Origin of the sequence: Streptomyces bathyalis (assembly GCF_015910445.1) — a bacterium.
In the GTDB taxonomy this organism is placed as follows: Bacteria; Actinomycetota; Actinomycetes; order Streptomycetales; family Streptomycetaceae; genus Streptomyces; species Streptomyces bathyalis.
In genome coordinates this window covers 616,649-632,777 of record NZ_CP048882.1, presented here as the reverse complement: position 1 = coordinate 632,777, position 16,129 = coordinate 616,649, and the positions used below count along the sequence as shown (strand labels likewise).

The 16,129-nt window shown below is 70.6% G+C and carries 16 protein-coding genes; 5 read left to right on the top strand and 11 right to left on the bottom strand.

Features of this window, described 5'->3' with window-relative positions:
• Positions 1-31: 31 nt before the first annotated feature.
• The 5 genes from ssuE to G4Z16_RS02805 form a co-directional block, all read right to left on the bottom strand.
• Complete coding sequence (gene ssuE / locus G4Z16_RS02820; protein ID WP_197349008.1) at positions 32-634, bottom strand: NADPH-dependent FMN reductase; 603 nt, start codon at positions 632-634, stop codon at positions 32-34.
• Between the two features lie 10 nt (positions 635-644).
• Positions 645-2,033: an MFS transporter gene (locus G4Z16_RS02815; protein ID WP_197349007.1), complete on the bottom strand. Its 1,389-nt coding sequence runs from the start codon at positions 2,031-2,033 to the stop codon at positions 645-647.
• Positions 2,030-3,172 carry an LLM class flavin-dependent oxidoreductase gene (locus G4Z16_RS02810; protein ID WP_197354116.1) on the bottom strand — a complete coding sequence of 381 codons (1,143 nt, stop codon included), beginning with the start codon at positions 3,170-3,172 and terminating at the stop codon, positions 2,030-2,032. The genes G4Z16_RS02815 and G4Z16_RS02810 overlap by 4 nt, the downstream gene beginning before the upstream one ends.
• A gap of 380 nt (positions 3,173-3,552) precedes the next feature.
• Positions 3,553-3,633, bottom strand: a complete 81-nt coding sequence (locus tag G4Z16_RS33045) for a putative leader peptide (protein ID WP_343070933.1) — start codon at positions 3,631-3,633, stop codon at positions 3,553-3,555.
• Positions 3,634-3,762: 129 nt separating this feature from the next.
• Complete coding sequence (locus G4Z16_RS02805) at positions 3,763-4,314, bottom strand: hypothetical protein (RefSeq protein WP_246530650.1); 552 nt, start codon at positions 4,312-4,314, stop codon at positions 3,763-3,765.
• A 381-nt stretch (positions 4,315-4,695) separates the two neighbouring features.
• Here G4Z16_RS02805 and G4Z16_RS02800 point away from each other — a divergent pair, with 381 nt between their 5' ends.
• Together G4Z16_RS02800 and G4Z16_RS02795 are read left to right on the top strand one after the other, a co-directional pair.
• A complete protein-coding gene (locus tag G4Z16_RS02800; protein ID WP_197349006.1) occupies positions 4,696-5,640 on the top strand; it encodes an SDR family NAD(P)-dependent oxidoreductase in 945 nt (314 codons plus the stop codon).
• Positions 5,641-5,962: 322 nt separating this feature from the next.
• Entirely contained in the window at positions 5,963-6,559 is a 597-nt protein-coding gene (locus G4Z16_RS02795; protein WP_246530649.1) for an NlpC/P60 family protein, read from the top strand.
• An 87-nt stretch (positions 6,560-6,646) separates the two neighbouring features.
• Here the strand turns inward: G4Z16_RS02795 and G4Z16_RS02790 are convergent, their stop codons facing one another.
• The 4 genes from G4Z16_RS02790 to G4Z16_RS02775 all read right to left on the bottom strand — a co-directional run bounded on the left by G4Z16_RS02790 (position 6,647) and on the right by G4Z16_RS02775 (position 11,199).
• Entirely contained in the window at positions 6,647-7,546 is a 900-nt protein-coding gene (locus tag G4Z16_RS02790; RefSeq protein ID WP_197349005.1) for a carbohydrate ABC transporter permease, read from the bottom strand.
• Complete coding sequence (locus G4Z16_RS02785) at positions 7,533-8,720, bottom strand: carbohydrate ABC transporter permease (protein ID WP_246530648.1); 1,188 nt, start codon at positions 8,718-8,720, stop codon at positions 7,533-7,535. Before G4Z16_RS02785 ends, G4Z16_RS02790 begins: the two co-directional genes overlap by 14 nt.
• 6 nt (positions 8,721-8,726) lie before the next feature.
• Entirely contained in the window at positions 8,727-9,974 is a 1,248-nt protein-coding gene (locus G4Z16_RS02780) for a sugar ABC transporter substrate-binding protein (RefSeq protein ID WP_197349004.1), read from the bottom strand.
• Between the two features lie 88 nt (positions 9,975-10,062).
• Complete coding sequence (locus tag G4Z16_RS02775) at positions 10,063-11,199, bottom strand: LacI family DNA-binding transcriptional regulator (protein ID WP_197349003.1); 1,137 nt, start codon at positions 11,197-11,199, stop codon at positions 10,063-10,065.
• Positions 11,200-11,327: 128 nt separating this feature from the next.
• Between G4Z16_RS02775 and G4Z16_RS02770 the strand changes: the two genes are divergently transcribed.
• Positions 11,328-13,466 (top strand): amylo-alpha-1,6-glucosidase, encoded by a 2,139-nt coding sequence (locus G4Z16_RS02770; RefSeq protein ID WP_246530647.1) that lies wholly within the window; start codon positions 11,328-11,330, stop codon positions 13,464-13,466.
• 108 nt (positions 13,467-13,574) lie between these two features.
• Entirely contained in the window at positions 13,575-13,793 is a 219-nt protein-coding gene (locus G4Z16_RS02765) for a hypothetical protein (RefSeq protein WP_197349002.1), read from the top strand.
• A 91-nt stretch (positions 13,794-13,884) separates the two neighbouring features.
• On the opposite strand, the gene G4Z16_RS02760 is transcribed toward G4Z16_RS02765, so the two are convergent.
• Together G4Z16_RS02760 and aroQ are read right to left on the bottom strand one after the other, a co-directional pair.
• Positions 13,885-14,793: a shikimate dehydrogenase gene (locus G4Z16_RS02760; protein WP_197349001.1), complete on the bottom strand. Its 909-nt coding sequence runs from the start codon at positions 14,791-14,793 to the stop codon at positions 13,885-13,887.
• Positions 14,790-15,260: a type II 3-dehydroquinate dehydratase gene (gene aroQ / locus G4Z16_RS02755; protein ID WP_197349000.1), complete on the bottom strand. Its 471-nt coding sequence runs from the start codon at positions 15,258-15,260 to the stop codon at positions 14,790-14,792. The genes G4Z16_RS02760 and aroQ overlap by 4 nt, the downstream gene beginning before the upstream one ends.
• 138 nt (positions 15,261-15,398) lie before the next feature.
• Between aroQ and G4Z16_RS02750 the strand changes: the two genes are divergently transcribed.
• Entirely contained in the window at positions 15,399-16,061 is a 663-nt protein-coding gene (locus G4Z16_RS02750; RefSeq protein WP_197348999.1) for a TetR/AcrR family transcriptional regulator, read from the top strand.
• Positions 16,062-16,129: the final 68 nt, after the last annotated feature.

The window sequence follows — 16,129 nt, the reverse complement described above, 5'->3', positions numbered from 1 at the left end:
CCCGCCCGAGCAGGCGGCCACGCAGGGTGGTTCAGACCGCGCGGGCCAGTCCGCCCCGGGCAGTGGCAGCCGCCCCCGGCCCCGCCGTGGACGCCTCCGGAGACGTCGCCGCGAGGCCGTCGACCAGACGGGCCACGGTCTCAGTGACGCCGTCCGCGGCCTCCGCGGCGACGACAGCCGCACCCTCCGCCTCCGCGGAGACGTGCTTGTCGAGGACGAACCAGCCCCGCAGGACGTTGTCCGTGCCCAGCGAGGTCAGTACGGGCCGCAGCGCGTAGTCGATCGCGAGGACGTGCGCCGTGCTGCCGCCCGTCGCCAGCGGCAGCACCGTCTTCCCCGCCAGGGCGAACTGGGGCAGCAGATCGAGCAGCGTCTTGAGCAGCCCGCTGTAGGCGGCCTTGTACACGGGTGTGCCGATCACCAGGGCGTCCGCCCGGTCGATCGCCTCGATGACCTCCCGGATCGCGGGGTGCGCGGCGTTCCCCGCGAGCAGCGCTTCGGGGGGCAGGTCGCGCACGGCGACATGCCGTACGTCGTGGCGTTCCTCGGCGAGCAGTCCGCCGACGTGACGGACGAGCGCCGAGGTGCGTGAACGGGCCGACGGACTGCCGGAGATGGTGAGGATGTCGGGCATCGCGGTTCTCCTATGAGGTCTGGGGGACGGCGGGCGAGCGCGGGGCACTGGGCTCGGGGCGGTCGCCGCGGGGTCCGCCGCCGGTTACCACATAGAGGTCCCGCTCCCGCAGCCGCGACGTGGCCCACATGCTCACCAGCGCGGTCAACGCCAGATATCCGCACGCCGCCCAGGGCGTGCCGTCACCGAGGGCGAGCAGCGCCGTCATGATCAGCGGAGTGATGCCCGAGGCGAAGATGCCGGACATCTGGTAGACGAACGACATGCCCGTGTAGCGCACCTGCGTCGCGAACAGCGCGGCGAACAGGGTGCCTTGGGCGCCGTAGAAGTAGGCGTGCACCAGGCCCAGGGTCACCACGAGCACCGCGGCGAAACCCCAGGGCCCGCCGAAGCCGAAGACCCAGAAGGCGGGGAAGACGGACACGGCGAACAGGCCCATGCCGACGAAGTAGACGCGGCGCGCGCCCTGACGGTCGGTGAGCCTGCCGGAGAGCGGTATCGCGACCGCCATCACCAACGCCGCCGCCGTGACGGACAGCAGCACCGAACTGCGGTCCAGGTGGAGCGTCGTCGTCGCGTACGTGAGGGCGAAGACCGCCCACGTGTTGAACGCCGCGCCCTCGCCCCAGCGGGCCAGCATGCCCAGCAGGACGTGACGACGTGAGGGACGGGCACGCAGCAGCTCCACCAGCGGCGCCGACTGCGGGAGTTCACGCAGATGAGCCACGGCCCGGAAGGCCGGAGTCTCGTCGATCTTCAGCCGTACGGTCAGGCCGACGGCGACGAGCACCAGGGAGACCAGGAACGCCACGCGCCACCCGTATCCGAGGAAGGCCTCGTCGCTGAGCACGTTGTTGAGCAGGGCGAACGCCCCGGTGCCCAGGGCGAGTCCGAGCGCCAGTCCGATCTGCGGATAGCTGCCGAAGCGGCCCTTGCGGCCGTTCGGCCCGAACTCCACCGCCAGCAGCACCGCTCCGGCCCACTCGCCGCCGAGCGCCACGCCCTGGGCGACGCGCAGGACCAGCAGCAGTGCCGGAGCGAGGACGCCGACCTGTTCGTACGTCGGGAGCAGCCCGATGAGCGCCGTCGAGACGCCCATCAGACTCATCGTGAAGGCGAGCGTGCGTTTGCGTCCGATCCGGTCGCCGATGTGACCGAAGAGCAGACCGCCGACCGGGCGGGCGAGGAAGCCCACGGCGAAGGTCGCGAACGACAGCATCGTGCCGAGCGTGCCGTTCGTCGTGGGGAAGAACAGCTCGCCGAAGACCAGCCCCGCGGCGGTGCTGTAGAGGAAGAAGTCGTACCACTCGACGGTCGTGCCCAGGAGGCTGGAGAGCACGACTGTCCTGAGCTTGCGCGGTTCGGTGGGTGCCGGGGCCTCCGGCTGCACCGCGCTCACCGGCCCGCGAACGGGACGATGCCCGCCTCGGTCGTACGGGCACCATCGGGGTGCTGCCACAGCCCGCGCCGCTCCAGCAGGGGCAGCACGCCCTCACCGAACCAGTACGCCTCCTCCAGATGCGGGACGCCGGAGAGCACGAACTCCTCGATGCCCAGCCGGTGGTACTCCTCGATGAGGTCCGCGACCTCCGAGTGGCTGCCCACGAGGGCCGTGCCCGCGCCGCCGCGTACCAGCCCGACACCGGCCCACAGGTTGGGGTAGACCTCCAGCTTGTCGCTGGTGCCGCTGCCGTGCAGCTCGCGCATCCGCCGCTGGCCTTCCGACTCGCTCGCGGAGAGGCCTTCCTGGACGGCCTTGATGCGGTCGGGGTCCATGCCCTTCAGGAGCCGGTCCGCCTCCGTCCATGCCTCGGCGGACGTGTCGCGGCTGATGGTGTGCAGGCGGATGCCGAAGCGCACCTCGCGTCCCTGGGCTTCGGTGAGGGAGCGCACCCAGTCGATCTTCTGCTTGACCTGTTGCGGCGGTTCGCCCCACGTGAGGTACACATCCGTGTGGCGGGCGGCCACTTCGCCCGCCGCGGGCGAGGAGCCACCGAAGTAGACCGTCGGTGCCGGTTCCGGCAGACGGTTCAACTGAGCGCCCTCGACCTGCAGATGCTCGCCGTGATGATCGACCTTCTCACCGGTCCACAGGCGGCGCACGATCTCCAGGAACTCGCCGGTGCGCGCATAGCGTTCGTCCTTGCTCAGGAAGTCGCCGTAGGCGCGCTGTTCCGCCGTCTCGCCTCCGGTGACGACGTTGAGGAGGAGACGGCCGTGCGACTGGCGCTGGTATGTCGCGGCCATCTGCGCGGAGAGCGTCGGGGAGATCTGACCGGGCCGGAAGGCGACGAGGAACTTCAGGCGTTCGGTGACCTGCGTGAGCATCGCGGTGGTGATCCAGGCGTCCTCGCACCAGGCCCCCGTCGGTGTGAGCGCCCCTGAGAAGCCCAACTGCTCGGCGGTGCGGGCGATCTGGCCGAGGTACTCGACGGATGCCGGACGGTCGCCGCCGGCCGCTCCCGGGGTCGAGCCATGGCCGCCGCCGACGATGTGGCGGCTGTCGCCCGTCGTCGGCAGGAACCAGTGGAACGTCAGCGGCGGTGGGGGAGAGGGGGACTGCCCCGAAGAGGCAGACGGGCCGGGGGACTTGGGGGCCTCGGACTGGCCGGAGGACGAGGAGGACGAGGAGGACAAGGAAGACACGGAGACTCCAGAGGGGAAACGGGGTGCACGGCGAGGCCGCTGCCGGGGCACGGCACACCGCGGGAAGGGCACGGCGCGGCCCGGTCCGGTCCGGTCCGGTCCGGCGAGGGTGTTCACCGGTCCGGGCACACGGCCGCACCCCCGTGCGGAGGGCTCGCGGGCACGACGCGAACCCCCGTGCACGGCACGGGTGTTGTGAGGGTGTTCAGCCGCGGAGAATCAGCCGCGAGGCGAACGGAAGGACGGCGGGCCGAGCGGGCCCTGCCGGGGAATCAGCTGTTACAGGTCGCGCTGGACTGGCGACACAGGTCGACGTGGAGGCGCTCCACGAGGAGTCCGGCAGCAGCTGTCATGCTCCGCATTCTGTGCGAGACCTCGGCCGGGTTCAACCCCTACCCCCTCACGTTTCAGCAGGTGAGACGAATGGGGCGGCCCGCTGCGGGTGATGAGGGCCGGCCCATGGGCCCCGGGGCGGCGCCGGTTCAGTACCGCGAAAGAACGTCGGCGGCCGCCTTGAGCCGCAACTGCTCCAGGGTGTCGGCCTGTTCGTGAGCACGGCTGAGGAGCCGTGTCAGCTGCCCGTCGTCGAGGACCGCCGACTGCGGTCCTGTCATCGCGCGCAGCGCGAGCCACATCAGCCGCTTCCCCTCGACACCGAGGCGCAGAGTCTCCAGTTCGAGCACGCTGCTGAGCGGGGCGCGCCGCACGACGAAGCCGTTGGTCTTGGCCCTGCCGGCCTTCTCCAGCAGCCACCCGGCGCCCATCTTGTAGCGGCGCACCGGCACGCCGAGGTCCCGCATGATCCGCAGCAGCGCGGCGCGGTCCTGGGCGATCTCGTCGGCGAGACGGACCAGTGTCGCTCCGGCGGCTGACATCGCGTGCTGCTTCGCCACACGGCGCGCGAGTTCGCTGCCGCTGGTGGCTCCGAGGAGGTGGTCGTTGAGGTAGATGGCCAGCGGAGCCCTCATCGGCCCCGCAGTGGAGGCAGCCGACGTGCGGGCGTCGCCCGTCCCGCGGTGCGTCGTACGGGTCATGGGGTTGCTCCCATCGGGTCCGGGGAACGGGGCTCCTGCTCTGCGGGGGACCGGCACACGCTGCGCACAACGCCGGGCCGCCGTGCCCGGGTCGTCCCGGGGAGCGGCGCACCGGCTCTTCCAGGCTCGCACCGGGGGCAGCGCTGTCAATCCGCGGACCGGCCGCCGCGAGGCCCGAGGGGCGTCCTCGGCACCGTCCCGAGGGCCCCACCCGGAGCGCGGGCCGCGCTGATCCGTACAGGTGCGCCTTCGCCCGACCGGCGGACAGGCCCGTTTGATGATCGCAGTGGGCTCCGGTGAAGTGGTTCCCAGCGGAGGTTCCTGCCGTGCCCCAGGGCATCGGGCCTCCCGTTCCGGACCGCCGCGCGAGACGGGAAGACCATGACCGACACCGCCCCTGTCAGCACTCCCTTCACCGCCGACTCCACCGCCGAAGAGGTCATCGACGGCATCGACCTGACCGGACGCCGGGCCGTCGTCACCGGCGGCGCCTCCGGCATCGGCGCGGAGACGGCCCGCACGCTGGCCGGTGCCGGGGCACAGGTGACCCTCGCCGTCCGCGATGTGGAGGCGGGGCGGCGCACGGCCGCGGAGATCGTCGCCGCGACGGGCAACGAGCAGATCCGCGTCGCACCGCTCGACCTGGCCGACCGCAAGTCCGTCGCGGGGTTCCTGGCGGCGTGGGAGGGCCCGCTGAACATCCTGGTGAACAACGCCGGCGTCATGGCCTCGCCCCTGGTGCGTACGCCGGAGGGCTGGGAGCTGCAGTTCGCCACCAACCATCTGGGTCACTTCGCGCTCGCCGTGGGGCTGCACCGGGCGCTGGCGGCGGCGGGCGGTTCGCGCGTGGTGTCAGTCAGCTCCAGCTCGCACCTGCACTCGGCGGTGTGCTTCGAGGACATCCACTTCCGCACCCGCGAATACGATCCGTGGGCCGCGTACGCGCAGTCCAAGACGGCCAACGCGCTCTTCGCCGTGGGTGCGTGGGAGCGCTGGGAGAGCGACGGTATCGCCGTCAACTCCTCGATGCCGGGCGCCGTTCGCACCCGTCTGCAGCGTCACATCAGTGAGGGGGAGCTCGAACGGCAGCGGGCCGCGGCAGGCAGCAATGTGCCGGCGTGGAAGACGCCCGGACAGGGCGCGGCCACCAATGTGCTCCTCGCGACGTCGTCGCTGCTGGAAGGTGTCGGCGGGCGTTACTTCGAGGACTGCAACCAGGCGCCGCTCAGCGAGCCCGGCTCCTCGCGCGGGGTAGCTCCCTTCGCGGTCGACCCCGAAGCGGCCGCGAGGCTGTGGCAGCTCTCCGTCGAGACCCTGACGGCCTGACGGACGGCCCCGAGGACGCCCGCACTGACGGCCTGACGGACGGCCCCGAGGACGCCCGCACTGACGGTCCGAAGGGCCAGCCGTCTGCATCAACTCCGGTGCGCTGACGGCCCGTCGGCTTCAATGGGCGAACCTGCGAAATCCGCGGTGAATGTGTGTCAGTACAAGACGCACTCCTGTTCCGATGCCCGATTCCGCTTGTGCTCATCGGGTGAACATTCGTACACGAGGGCGGTGTTCTCGAGGAGGGCGGCACCAGGATGTGCCTGCTTCGGGCCGGAAGGCCCGGGCGAGCACATCTCCCCCCACCAAGAGGAGCGCAATGTCTCTGACGTCCATCAGCCGGAGAGCGCGAATATCCCTCGCCGCTGTGGCCGCCGGCAGCGCCGCCGTTCTGGGTTTCGCGGTCCTGCCGTCGTCCGCGACGGCGACCCCCGCAGAGAAGCCCGCCGCGACCGCCGCCAAGAGCGAGAGGGCGGCCAAGGCCGATGCGATCACGCGGGCCCAGATGCTCGAGCGCGCGGCCACCTGGCTGACCGCCAACAACGGTGCCCAGGTTCCCTACAGCCAGACCCAGGTCTGGTCGGACGGTTACCGGCAGGACTGCTCCGGCTACGTCTCGATGACTCTGGGACTGTGGAAGTCCGGTCCCAACACCGTCGAGCTGGCGGGCAACCGGGACCTGACGACCCCGATCAACCTGGGCGACCTCAAGCCCGGTGACCTGCTCATCGACGCCGACGGCTCCAACACCACCCGCCACGTGGTGATCTTCGAGAAGTGGACCGACGACTCGCACACCGCCTACTCGGCGTTCGAGCAGCGAGGCGGCCACGGCACGGACCACCGTGTCCTGGACTACGGTCTGGCCTCCGGCAGCGAGTACAAGCCCTACCGTCCGAACAATCTGACGGACTGAGGCCGCAACACGGGCCGCTCACCGGCCCGTTGACCACAGCACAGCGCTCCCGCCCCCCGGACGGGAGCGCTGTGCGTGGCGGTACATTCACTCCTTCACGGAACCGGCGTTCGCCCCGCGGATGAAGTAGCGCTGGAAGCAGAAGAAGAGCACCGCCACCGGAATCGTCGAGAGCAGGGCCGCACCCAGCTTCAGCGGATACTGCGTCCCCGCACCCAGGCCGCCGGAGACGAACCGCGCCAGACCGGTGGTGAGGGTTTCGTAGTCACTGGACTGCGTCGCCACCAGGAAGTGGGTGAACTCGTTCCACGAGCCCTGGAACGACAGCAGGGTCACGGTGATCAGCGCGGGCTTCGACATCGGCAGCACCACGTACCAGAAGATCCGCCCGACGCCCGCACCGTCGATGCGGGCGGCCTCCTCGACCTCCTTCGGTATGGACTCGAAGAACTGCTTCATGATGAAGATCCCCGCCGCGTCGAACAGCAGCGGCACGATCATCCCGGTGTAAGTGTCGAAGATTCCCAGGGTGTTGAGGACCAGGAACTTCGGGATGAGCAGCACGACGCCCGGCACCGCCATCACGGCGACGACGAACACGACCAGCAGAGCCCGGCCGCGGAAGTGCAGCCGTGCCAGTGCGTAGCCGGCGGCCGAGTCGAAGAGGACGCGGCCGAGCGTCACGACCACGGTGACCAGGGTGCTGTTGCCCAGCCACCGCATGAACGGCACGCCCTCACCGGACTCGCCCGATCCCGTCAGCTGCTCGAAGACGGCGGTCGTCGGCGCCGTCGGAAGCAGCGAGAGGGGATTGGAGGCGGCCTCGGGATCGGTCTTGAAGCTCGTCGAGAGCTGTACCAGGAAGGGCAGGGCGTACAGCAGGGCGAAGGCGAGCAGCAGCGCGTAGCCCGCCAGCCGGGCGGGACGGGGGAAGCGGGCCAGTACCGGCCGCTCATCCGTGGAGAGCGGTTCGTCAGTGGTGCGCACCGGGCGCCTCCTTCCCTTCGCCGGACACGGGCTGCTGCAAGGAACCCGCAGCGATGCGCCGCGCGGTCCGGCTTCCGCCGCGCTCGCGCAGCAGGAAGCGCTGAACTCCCGTCATCAGCAGCACGATTCCCAGCAGGATGAACGAAATGGCCGCTCCCTGCCCGAACTCGGCGTTGTCGAACCCGTAGGAGTACGAGAGGAACGCCGGTGTGAGCGTGGTGTTGGCGGGGTCGCCCTGCCCCAGCACGTACACCTGGTCGAAGACCTGCCAGGTCGCGATCAGGCCCAGTGTCGTCACGAGGAACAGCACCGGGCGCAGCGCGGGCAGCAGCACGTGGCGCAGGATGTGCCGCCGCGCGGCTCCGTCCAGGGCCGCCGCCTCCTCCAGTTCGCGCGGGATGTTCTGCAGCGCCGCGAGGAAGATGAGCATGAACGTGCCCGAAGTCGTCCACACGGCAAGGAGGATGAGGGTGCACATGGCCACCGACGGCCCGGCCAGCCACTCCGAGAAGGGCAGCCCCATCATCCGGTGGTCGGCCGGGAAGCCGTCCGGCTTTCCGTCGATGAGCCCGAGAGCGTCGAGCAGCACCCACAGGACCCCGCGCGAGTCCTGGAACCAGTTCGGCCCCTTGATTCCGATCCAGCTCAGCAACTGGTTCACCGCTCCGCTGCCCTGGAAGAGGAACAGGAAGACGGTGCACACCGCGATCGAGCTGGTGACGGACGGGAAGTAGAACGTGGTCCGCAGCATGCTGCGGCCGCGCAGCATCCGCTGGTTGACGATGATCGCCAGGGTGAGCGAGAGCGCGGTCTCCAGCGGAACGGTCAGCAGCACGTAGTAGGCGTTGTTCCGCAGTGACGTGGCCAGCAGCGTGCGCGCGAGACCGTCCTCGGCCAGCAGGCTGCGGTAGTTGTCCAGACCCACGAAGTCGGCGTCCGGCGTGAACGGGTTGGACTGCCCGTTCCAGTTCAGGAGGCTGACCCATGCGGCCATCAGGATGGGCAGCGCCATGAAGAGGCCGAGACCGAGGACCATGGGGCTGACGAACAGCCAGCCCCACAGCCCTTCACGTCCGCGGGTCGTACGGGATCGGGAGCGCCCGGGCAGTCCCGGGAGGCCGGGCCGCCGCCTTGCGGGCGGCGGCGCCGGGCGCTCGGTGACAGTGGTCGGCATGCGGGGTCAGTCGCCCTTCTTGATCGCCTGTTCGCCGTTGCGCTGCAGCGTGGAGAGGATGTCCGCCGGGGAACCGGTGCGCAGCCCTTGCAGATCGGCGTTGAACTGGTCGAGGACCTTGGTGAAGCCGGGGACCGTCACGGGGCTCTGGGCGTATGAGTTGCCCTCAACCCAGGCCTTGGACTCCGGGTGCTGCTCGGCGAAGGTCTTCATGATGCTGTCGCGGGAAGGCATGACGCCGACCTGGTCGGAGGAGGACAACTGCTCCTTCTTCGAGGTGAGTTGGCGGATCATGTCGATGGCCGCCTCGTGGTGCGTGCTCTCCTTGGCCACGCCCCAGCAGTTGCTGAAGGCGAGCGTCCCCTTGCCCTTGGGACCCGCCGGCAGCGGCACCACCTTGTACTTGACGTCGGGGAAGTCGGCCTTCATCGCGCCGGCCAGCCAGTTGCCCTCGATGATCATGGCTGCCTTGCCCTTGCCGAGCGCCTCACCGGCCCAGCCGGTGTCAACCTGCTTGGCGAACTTCATCGACCCGGAGCGCAGCAGCTTCTTCGCGAAGCCGAGACCCTCCGCGTTCGCCTTGCTGTCGGCGGTCATCTTCGACTCGCCGGAGTCGGTTATCCAGCCGCCGGCCTGCTTCATGAACACCCCGAGCCGCTGGTACTCGTTGGTGGTCACCAGCCCGGTGGTCTTGCCGGAGGTCAGCTTGTCCGCCGTCTTCTCCAGCTCGTCCCAGGTGGTGGGGTAGTCCTTCTCCGTCAGCCCGGCGTCCTTCCACTTCTCGGTGTTGATCACAAGTCCGAGCGTGGAGGAGTCCTTGGGCAGGCAGACGAGCTTGCCGTTGTAGGTGAAGGCCTTGCGCAGCTCGGGGGAGAAGTCCTTCGCGTCGGGGATCTTGTCTCCGTACGCGTACAGCGAGCCGCCCTTCGCGTAGTTCGCGAACTGGTCGGAGTTGACGTAGAAGGCGTCCGGCGGCCGGTTGCCCGCGAAGGCCTGCGCGAGTTGCTGGTCCATGTCCTTCGCGAGCTGCACGGTGACCTTGTGGCCGCTCTTCTTCGCCCAGGCCGCGGTCGCCGACTTCACGGCCTTGGTCTCGGCGTCACCGGAGGTGGCGATCAGAACGCGCAGCGACTGCTTCTTGCCGGTGTCCTGCTCTGGTCCGTTCTTGCTCTTGTCGAACCCGGACGAACAGGCGGTCGCGGTGGTGGCCAGCACCGCACAGGCGGTGACTGCCACGGTTGAGCGACGGAACATGCGGGCCTCCTGGAGGAGTTGATGCGGAGATTCGAGGTGACGGTGTGTGAGGTGACGGTGTGATGGAGCGCCGTGTGCGGCCGTGGATTCAGCCGGAAGCGGCACCGAGGCTGGTTCGTACGACGAGAGCGGGTGGCAGCAGCACCCGTTCGGGAGGTTTCGCGGGGTCGGACATGCGGGCCAGCAGCAGACGCATCGCCTCCCGGCCCACGTCGCCGAGCGGCTGCGCCACGCTGGCGAGAGGCGGGGAGAGAAGAGGGGCGACGGCGGAGTCGTCGAAGCCGACCACCGACACGTCGCGGCCCGGCACACCCCCCGCGTTGGAGACGGCCCGGTAGCAGCCCAGCGCGAGCGTGTCGCTGGCCGCGACCACCGCCGTCACACCCGCGTCGAGCAGTGGCTGGACGGCGCGGGCGGCGGAGCCGACGTCGTCGACGCTGTTCACGCGGTGCCCGGTCTGCAGGCCGTGACGGAGCAGTGTGCGGTGCCAGCCCTCGGCGCGGTCGTCGCCGGAGCCGGAGCCCGGCGGCCAGCCGAGGAAGCCGATGCGCCGGTGGCCCTCGGCGACCAGCCGCTCGACCGCGGCCTCGGTGCCCGCGGCGCCGTCGACGTCGACCCAGTCGCCCACTTCCTGCTCGGACCACATCCGGCCGAACGCGACGAAGGGGATGCCGCGTTCCTCCAGCCAGGCCTGCCGGGGGTCGCCGTGTGCGGTGTTGCTCAGCACGAACGCGTCCACGCCGTGCTCGCCGAGGAGCTCTTCGTAGGCGGCCAGTTCGCGCTGTCCGGATCCCGCAGCGAACAGCAGCAGCCGGTACCCGGCGGCGTCGGCCGTCTCGGAGAGCGCGTGCAGGAACCGGTCCAGCACCATGTTGCCGGGGCCCGCCGGCTCTATCCCGAAGCCGATGAGCCTGCTCGCGCGTGTACGGAGTGAACGGGCGGCGCGGTGTGGGCGGTAGCCCATCTCGTCCACGGCTCGCCGTACGCGCTCAAGGGTCTCGGGCCGCAGCAGGTCCGGGGTGTTGAGCGCGTTGGAGACGGTCTGCGTGGAGACACCCGCACGCCGCGCGACCATCGCCATCGTGACCGAGCCGGACCCCGAGCCGGAACCCGAACTCGAACCCGACGCTTGCCCGCCGCCCGAGTCCGCCCCCGCAGCCGAACCCGAACCGGCACCCGAACCCTGGCCCGGGGCGGGCGGCGTTGGAGCGGAGCGAGACGGCATGAGGTGGGCTCCCGGGGGCGAAGGCTGACAAACATGGACGATCTACCGGGCGAAGAGGGCAATTTGAGCCCTTGACCTCTTTGCTATGGTCGTTTTTATCGATCCAATGGCTGAGAGGTTGCGCCCGCGTGGAGACAACTGTCAAGACTCATGACGGCACAGGTGCGCCGGGCGCAGCCGCCCCGCCGGCGGAACTCCAGCCGTTCCTGCACGATGCCTGCATCACGCTCCGCGCGCCGAGCATGGCGGTCTCCCGCCCGGACGGTCAGATCAGCGAGGGCTCCGACGGCTTCTACCACGGTGACCGCCGGGGCCTGTCCCTGCTGACGGCCCATGCCGAGGACGTGCCGAACGCACCCATCAGCGGCGGCCCCGACAGCGCAGAACACGCCTCGTTCCGTACGGTGCTCCGCGGCCTGGCCGAGCACAGTCCCGACCCCGCTGTCACCCTCGAACGCCGACGCGCGGTGGAACCGGGCGAGTTGAGCGAAACGATCACCCTCCACAACGCCGGCCTGACCGGGGTGCGTGTTCGCCTGACGCTGCGCGCCGCGAGCGACCTCGCCTCGATGGAGACCATCAAGTCCGGCCGCAGCGTTTCCGAAGTCCCCTGGGCCCAGGAGAAGGACGGGCTCAGCTGGAGCGACGGCGAGATGACCGCACGCCTCACATGCACACCCGCCCCCGACGCCGTGGAGCAAGCACCCGCCGAGACCGCCGAGTTGCGCTACAGCATCGAACTCGGCGCGCGTGAGAGCTGGCAGGCCACCGTGCGCTGCACCATCGAGGACGAGAAGGGCGAGGCGTTCCGCCCGGCAACCGCCCGTGCGCGCGCCGAGTTCGCCTCCGGCGCCGCTCTGGCCACCGCAGACCGCGGGCTCGACCACTGGTTCGCCCGGTCCTGCTCGGACCTTCGATCGCTGCTGCTCGCCGACCCGTTGGAGGAGAACGACACCTTCCTCGCGGCGGGCGCCCCGTGGTTCCTCACCCTCTTCGGACGGGACTCGCTCTGGGCCGCGCGCATGCTGCTCCCGCTGGGCACGAAACTCGCCGCGGGGACGCTGCGGACCCTCGCGCGCAGGCAGGGCGCCGTGAGTGACCCGGCCACCGAGGAGCAGCCCGGAAAGATCCTGCACGAGATACGCCGCGACGGACTGCACTTCGGCGACGGCCTGTCCGTACCGCCCTGCTACTACGGGACGGTCGACGCGACCCCGCTGTGGGTGACGCTCCTGCACGACGCATGGCGCTGGGGCATGCCCGCCGAGGAGGTCGAACGCCTTCTGCCGCACGCCGAGTCGGCGCTGGTGTGGATGGACGAGTACGGCGATGCCGACGGGGACGGATTCCTCGAGTACGTCGACAGCACCGGGCGCGGACTGTCCAACCAGGGCTGGAAGGACTCCGGCGACGCCGTGCGCCACCGCGACGGCCGCCTCGCCGAACCTCCCGTCGCCCTCTGCGAGGTGCAGGCATACGCACACGAAGCCGCCCTGTCCGCCGCCGAGTTGATGCGTGCCTTCGGGCGCCCGGGCGCCGAACGCTGGGAGGAGTGGGCGCAGCGGCTGCGGGTGCGCTTCCGCGAGCGGTTCTGGGTCGAGGACGCCGACGGTCCGTACCCGGCCATCGCACTGGGCAGCGACAAGCAGCCGCTGGACGCGCTCACCTCCAACATCGGGCATCTGCTGGGCACCGGGCTGCTGGACGAGGAGGAGGGCCGCCTGGTGGCCGCGCGCCTCGCCGGGCATCACCTCGACTCCGGCTTCGGGCTGCGCACCCTCGCGTCCGACTCCGGCGGATTCAGCCCGCTCGGCTACCACATCGGCACCGTGTGGCCGCACGACACGGCGATCGCCGTACAGGGCCTGGTACGGGACGGTCACCACGCCGCCGCCGAGTCGCTGGCGGCCGGGCTGGTGAAGGCGTCGGTCTCCTTCGACGGGCGCCTGCCGGAGCTCTTCGCCGGTCACGGCACGGGGACCGACACCCGCCCTGCCCCCTATCCGGCGGCCTGCCGTCCGCAGGCGTGGGCGGCGACCTCGGCGGTGACGGTTCTCCAGGCTGTACTGGGACTGGAGGCCGACGCACCCTCCGGCCGGCTCACGGTGCGTCCGCGCATGGCTGCCGGGTACGTGCCGCTGCGGGCACGCGGACTGCGGCTGGGGGAGCGGGAGTTCGAGGTCGCGGTGGACGCGGACGGTACGCCGCGGGTATCCGGGTTCGCGGACGGTTCGGTGTCGGTGGAGGCCTCGGGGCCCGCGCAGTAGAACCGCCTCGCCGGAGGACAGCCGGCCGGTTGTGGAGCGCCCCGGTCCTCTGGCGGATGGATCGCCGCGGGCCGGATACTGGAGGTCCATCCGGACAACGGGGGTCTGATGGCTTTCCTTCTGGCCGTTGACGCGGTGCTGCTGCTGATCATCGGCTCACTGGTGTGGGTTCTGGCCCGCCGGAACCGCCGCCGCCGGGTCACGAGCGCCGATGGTCTGCGAATCGAGGCTGCCGCCGGCGCCGAGGCGCGCGAGGCGCGGCGGAGGGCCCGTGCCGGGCGCGACATGCGCACCGGTTCCACCGCGCCGTACATGCGCGACCGCTGAACCGGCCCGTCCCCATGGGCACTTGAGCACCCGGGACGAGCGGAGTCCGCACCGGGGGCCCGGCCGGGGCCCCGCCTACAGGGCCCGCCGCTCACAGGTGAGCGCCGGGCGCCTCCGCGAGGTCCTCGAAGTCCGCGAGCATGCGCGCGCTGTCGGGCTCCAGCCCGGTGAACAGGCGCAGCGCGTCGGCCGCCTGGAAGACGGCCATGCCGCCGCCGTCGAGGACTCGGCAGCCGCGGGCGCGTGCCGCGCCGAGCAACTCCGTTCGCAGCGGCCGGTAGACGACCTCGGCGACCCACAGTCCCGGGTGCAGCGCCTCGGCCGGTACGGGCAGCCCGGGATGCGCCGCCATTCCGGTCGGAGTGGCGTGCACCAGGCCGTCGGCGCGCGCCAACCGCGCCCGCAGTTCCGGGAGTTCGGCCACGACCGCACGACCGTCGCCGAAGTGCCGGACCAGTGAGCCTGCCAGGGCGGACGCCCGGTCGGGCTCGGCGTCGACGACGGTGAGCCGTCCTGTGCCCAGCCCGAGCATGGCGTGCGCGACGGCGGCTCCGGCGCCGCCCGACCCGAGCAGCACCACGTCGTCGATCGCGGCGTCCGGCAGTCCGCGGGCGAAGGACGAGGCGAAGCCGGTGACGTCGGTGTTGTGCCCCACGGCCCGGTGGCCGTCGAAGACCACCGTGTTGACCGCGCCGAGCGCCTCCGCCTGCGGAGCGAGCACGTCGAGATGCGGGATGACGGCCTGCTTGCAGGGGTGCGTGATGTTCAGCCCGTCGAAGCCGAGTTCGCGGGCAGCGCGTACGAGTTCGCCCGTCCGCTCCGCGGATGCTTCCCCTGGGCCTGGCGGCCCGGGAGATGCCCCTGTGCCGTCGAGGTCGATGAGCCGGTACACGTAGCGCAGGCCCAGCCGCTCCGCCTCCCGCTCGTGCAGCGCGGGGCTGAGGGAAGGGCCGATGCCGGAGCCGACGAGACCGACGAGGTACGTACGCCCGCCGCTCACCGCTTCTCCCGCACCAGCGTGGCCGTGTGGGCCAGCGCCAGGGCGTACCCGTTGGCGCCGGCGCCGCAGATCACGGTGTCGGCGACGGCGGAGACGTAGCTGTGGTGACGGAACGCCTCCCGCTTGTGGATGTTGGAGAGATGCACCTCGACGACGGGCAGCTCGACCGCCGCCAGCGCGTCGCGCAGCGCCACGGAGGTGTGGCTGTACCCCGCCGGGTTGATCACGATCGCGCGGTGCGCGGTACGCGCCTCGTGGATCGCGTCGATGAGCACGCCCTCGTGGTTGCTCTGCCGGCAGTCCGCCCGCAGCCCGTGCGCCGCGGCGGTCTCGCGGCACAGCTCCTCGATGCCGGCCAGCGTGTCCTTGCCGTAGATGTCGGGCTCGCGCAGGCCGAGCAGATTGAGGTTCGGGCCGTTCAGGACGAGCACGGGGATGTCGTCAGGCAGGTCGGCGGAGTGGGGCATCGGTCGCTTCCCATCAATGTACGAACTGGTTCGTTAGTCATATCAAGCCGATGCCCCCACTGTGAAGCCCGGCAGGACGGTCCGCACGCGGCTCGCCCTACAATCGCTGGACTGCAGCGACCCCCGCCGAGGAGCCGGATGACCACCGCGGAAGACCCGGCGCAGTCCGCCGGACGCGTACGTGACGCCGCCCGCACCCGGGCCGAGATCATGGACGCCGCCACCCAGGAATTCGCGCGCGCCGGCTACGGGGGAGCCAGGGTCGACGAGATCGCCGCCCGCACGCGTACCACGAAGCGGATGATCTACTACTACTTCGGCGGCAAGGAGCAGCTGTTCACGGCCGTGCTGGAGCGGGCGTACTCGGTCATCCGCGAGGCCGAACAGCAGCTGGACGTCGAGCACCTGGATCCTGTCGCGGCCATCCGCCGGCTCGCCGCCGTCACCTTCGACCACCACGAGGCGCACCCGGACTTCATCCAGCTCGTCGGCATCGAGAACATCTACGAAGCGGAACACATCGCCGGCTCGGAGGAGCTGCGCCGGCTCAGCTCGCCCGCGATCGACGTCATCCGGCGCATCCTCGACGCCGGGCGGGCACAAGGGGTCTTCACGGCCGACGTGGACGCGGTCGACCTGCACGCGATGATCAGCTCCTTCTGCTTCTTCCGTGTCGCCAACCGCCACACCTTCCGGGCCCTCTTCGAGCGCGACCTGCTGGACGAGGACCGCCGCGAGCACTACCGGACGATGCTCGCGGACATGGTGATCGCCTACCTGACGACGGGCGAGAAGGCCTGATTCGGGCGCCCCGCGCAGAAAGCCCTGCCCTGGCCCCTTGACACAAGCGGAACGCGGGCCCAACATCC

Coding starts and splice junctions, on each gene's coding strand:
- ssuE (WP_197349008.1), bottom strand. CDS start 634: ATGCCCGACATCCTCACCATCTCCGGCAGTCCGTCGGCCCGTTCACGC.
- G4Z16_RS33045 (WP_343070933.1), bottom strand. CDS start 3,633: ATGACAGCTGCTGCCGGACTCCTCGTGGAGCGCCTCCACGTCGACCTG.
- G4Z16_RS02805 (WP_246530650.1), bottom strand. CDS start 4,314: ATGACCCGTACGACGCACCGCGGGACGGGCGACGCCCGCACGTCGGCT.
- G4Z16_RS02800 (WP_197349006.1), top strand. CDS start 4,696: ATGACCGACACCGCCCCTGTCAGCACTCCCTTCACCGCCGACTCCACC.
- G4Z16_RS02795 (WP_246530649.1), top strand. CDS start 5,963: ATGTCTCTGACGTCCATCAGCCGGAGAGCGCGAATATCCCTCGCCGCT.
- G4Z16_RS02785 (WP_246530648.1), bottom strand. CDS start 8,720: ATGCCGACCACTGTCACCGAGCGCCCGGCGCCGCCGCCCGCAAGGCGG.
- G4Z16_RS02780 (WP_197349004.1), bottom strand. CDS start 9,974: ATGTTCCGTCGCTCAACCGTGGCAGTCACCGCCTGTGCGGTGCTGGCC.
- G4Z16_RS02775 (WP_197349003.1), bottom strand. CDS start 11,199: ATGCCGTCTCGCTCCGCTCCAACGCCGCCCGCCCCGGGCCAGGGTTCG.
- G4Z16_RS02765 (WP_197349002.1), top strand. CDS start 13,575: ATGGCTTTCCTTCTGGCCGTTGACGCGGTGCTGCTGCTGATCATCGGC.
- aroQ (WP_197349000.1), bottom strand. CDS start 15,260: ATGCCCCACTCCGCCGACCTGCCTGACGACATCCCCGTGCTCGTCCTG.
- G4Z16_RS02750 (WP_197348999.1), top strand. CDS start 15,399: ATGACCACCGCGGAAGACCCGGCGCAGTCCGCCGGACGCGTACGTGAC.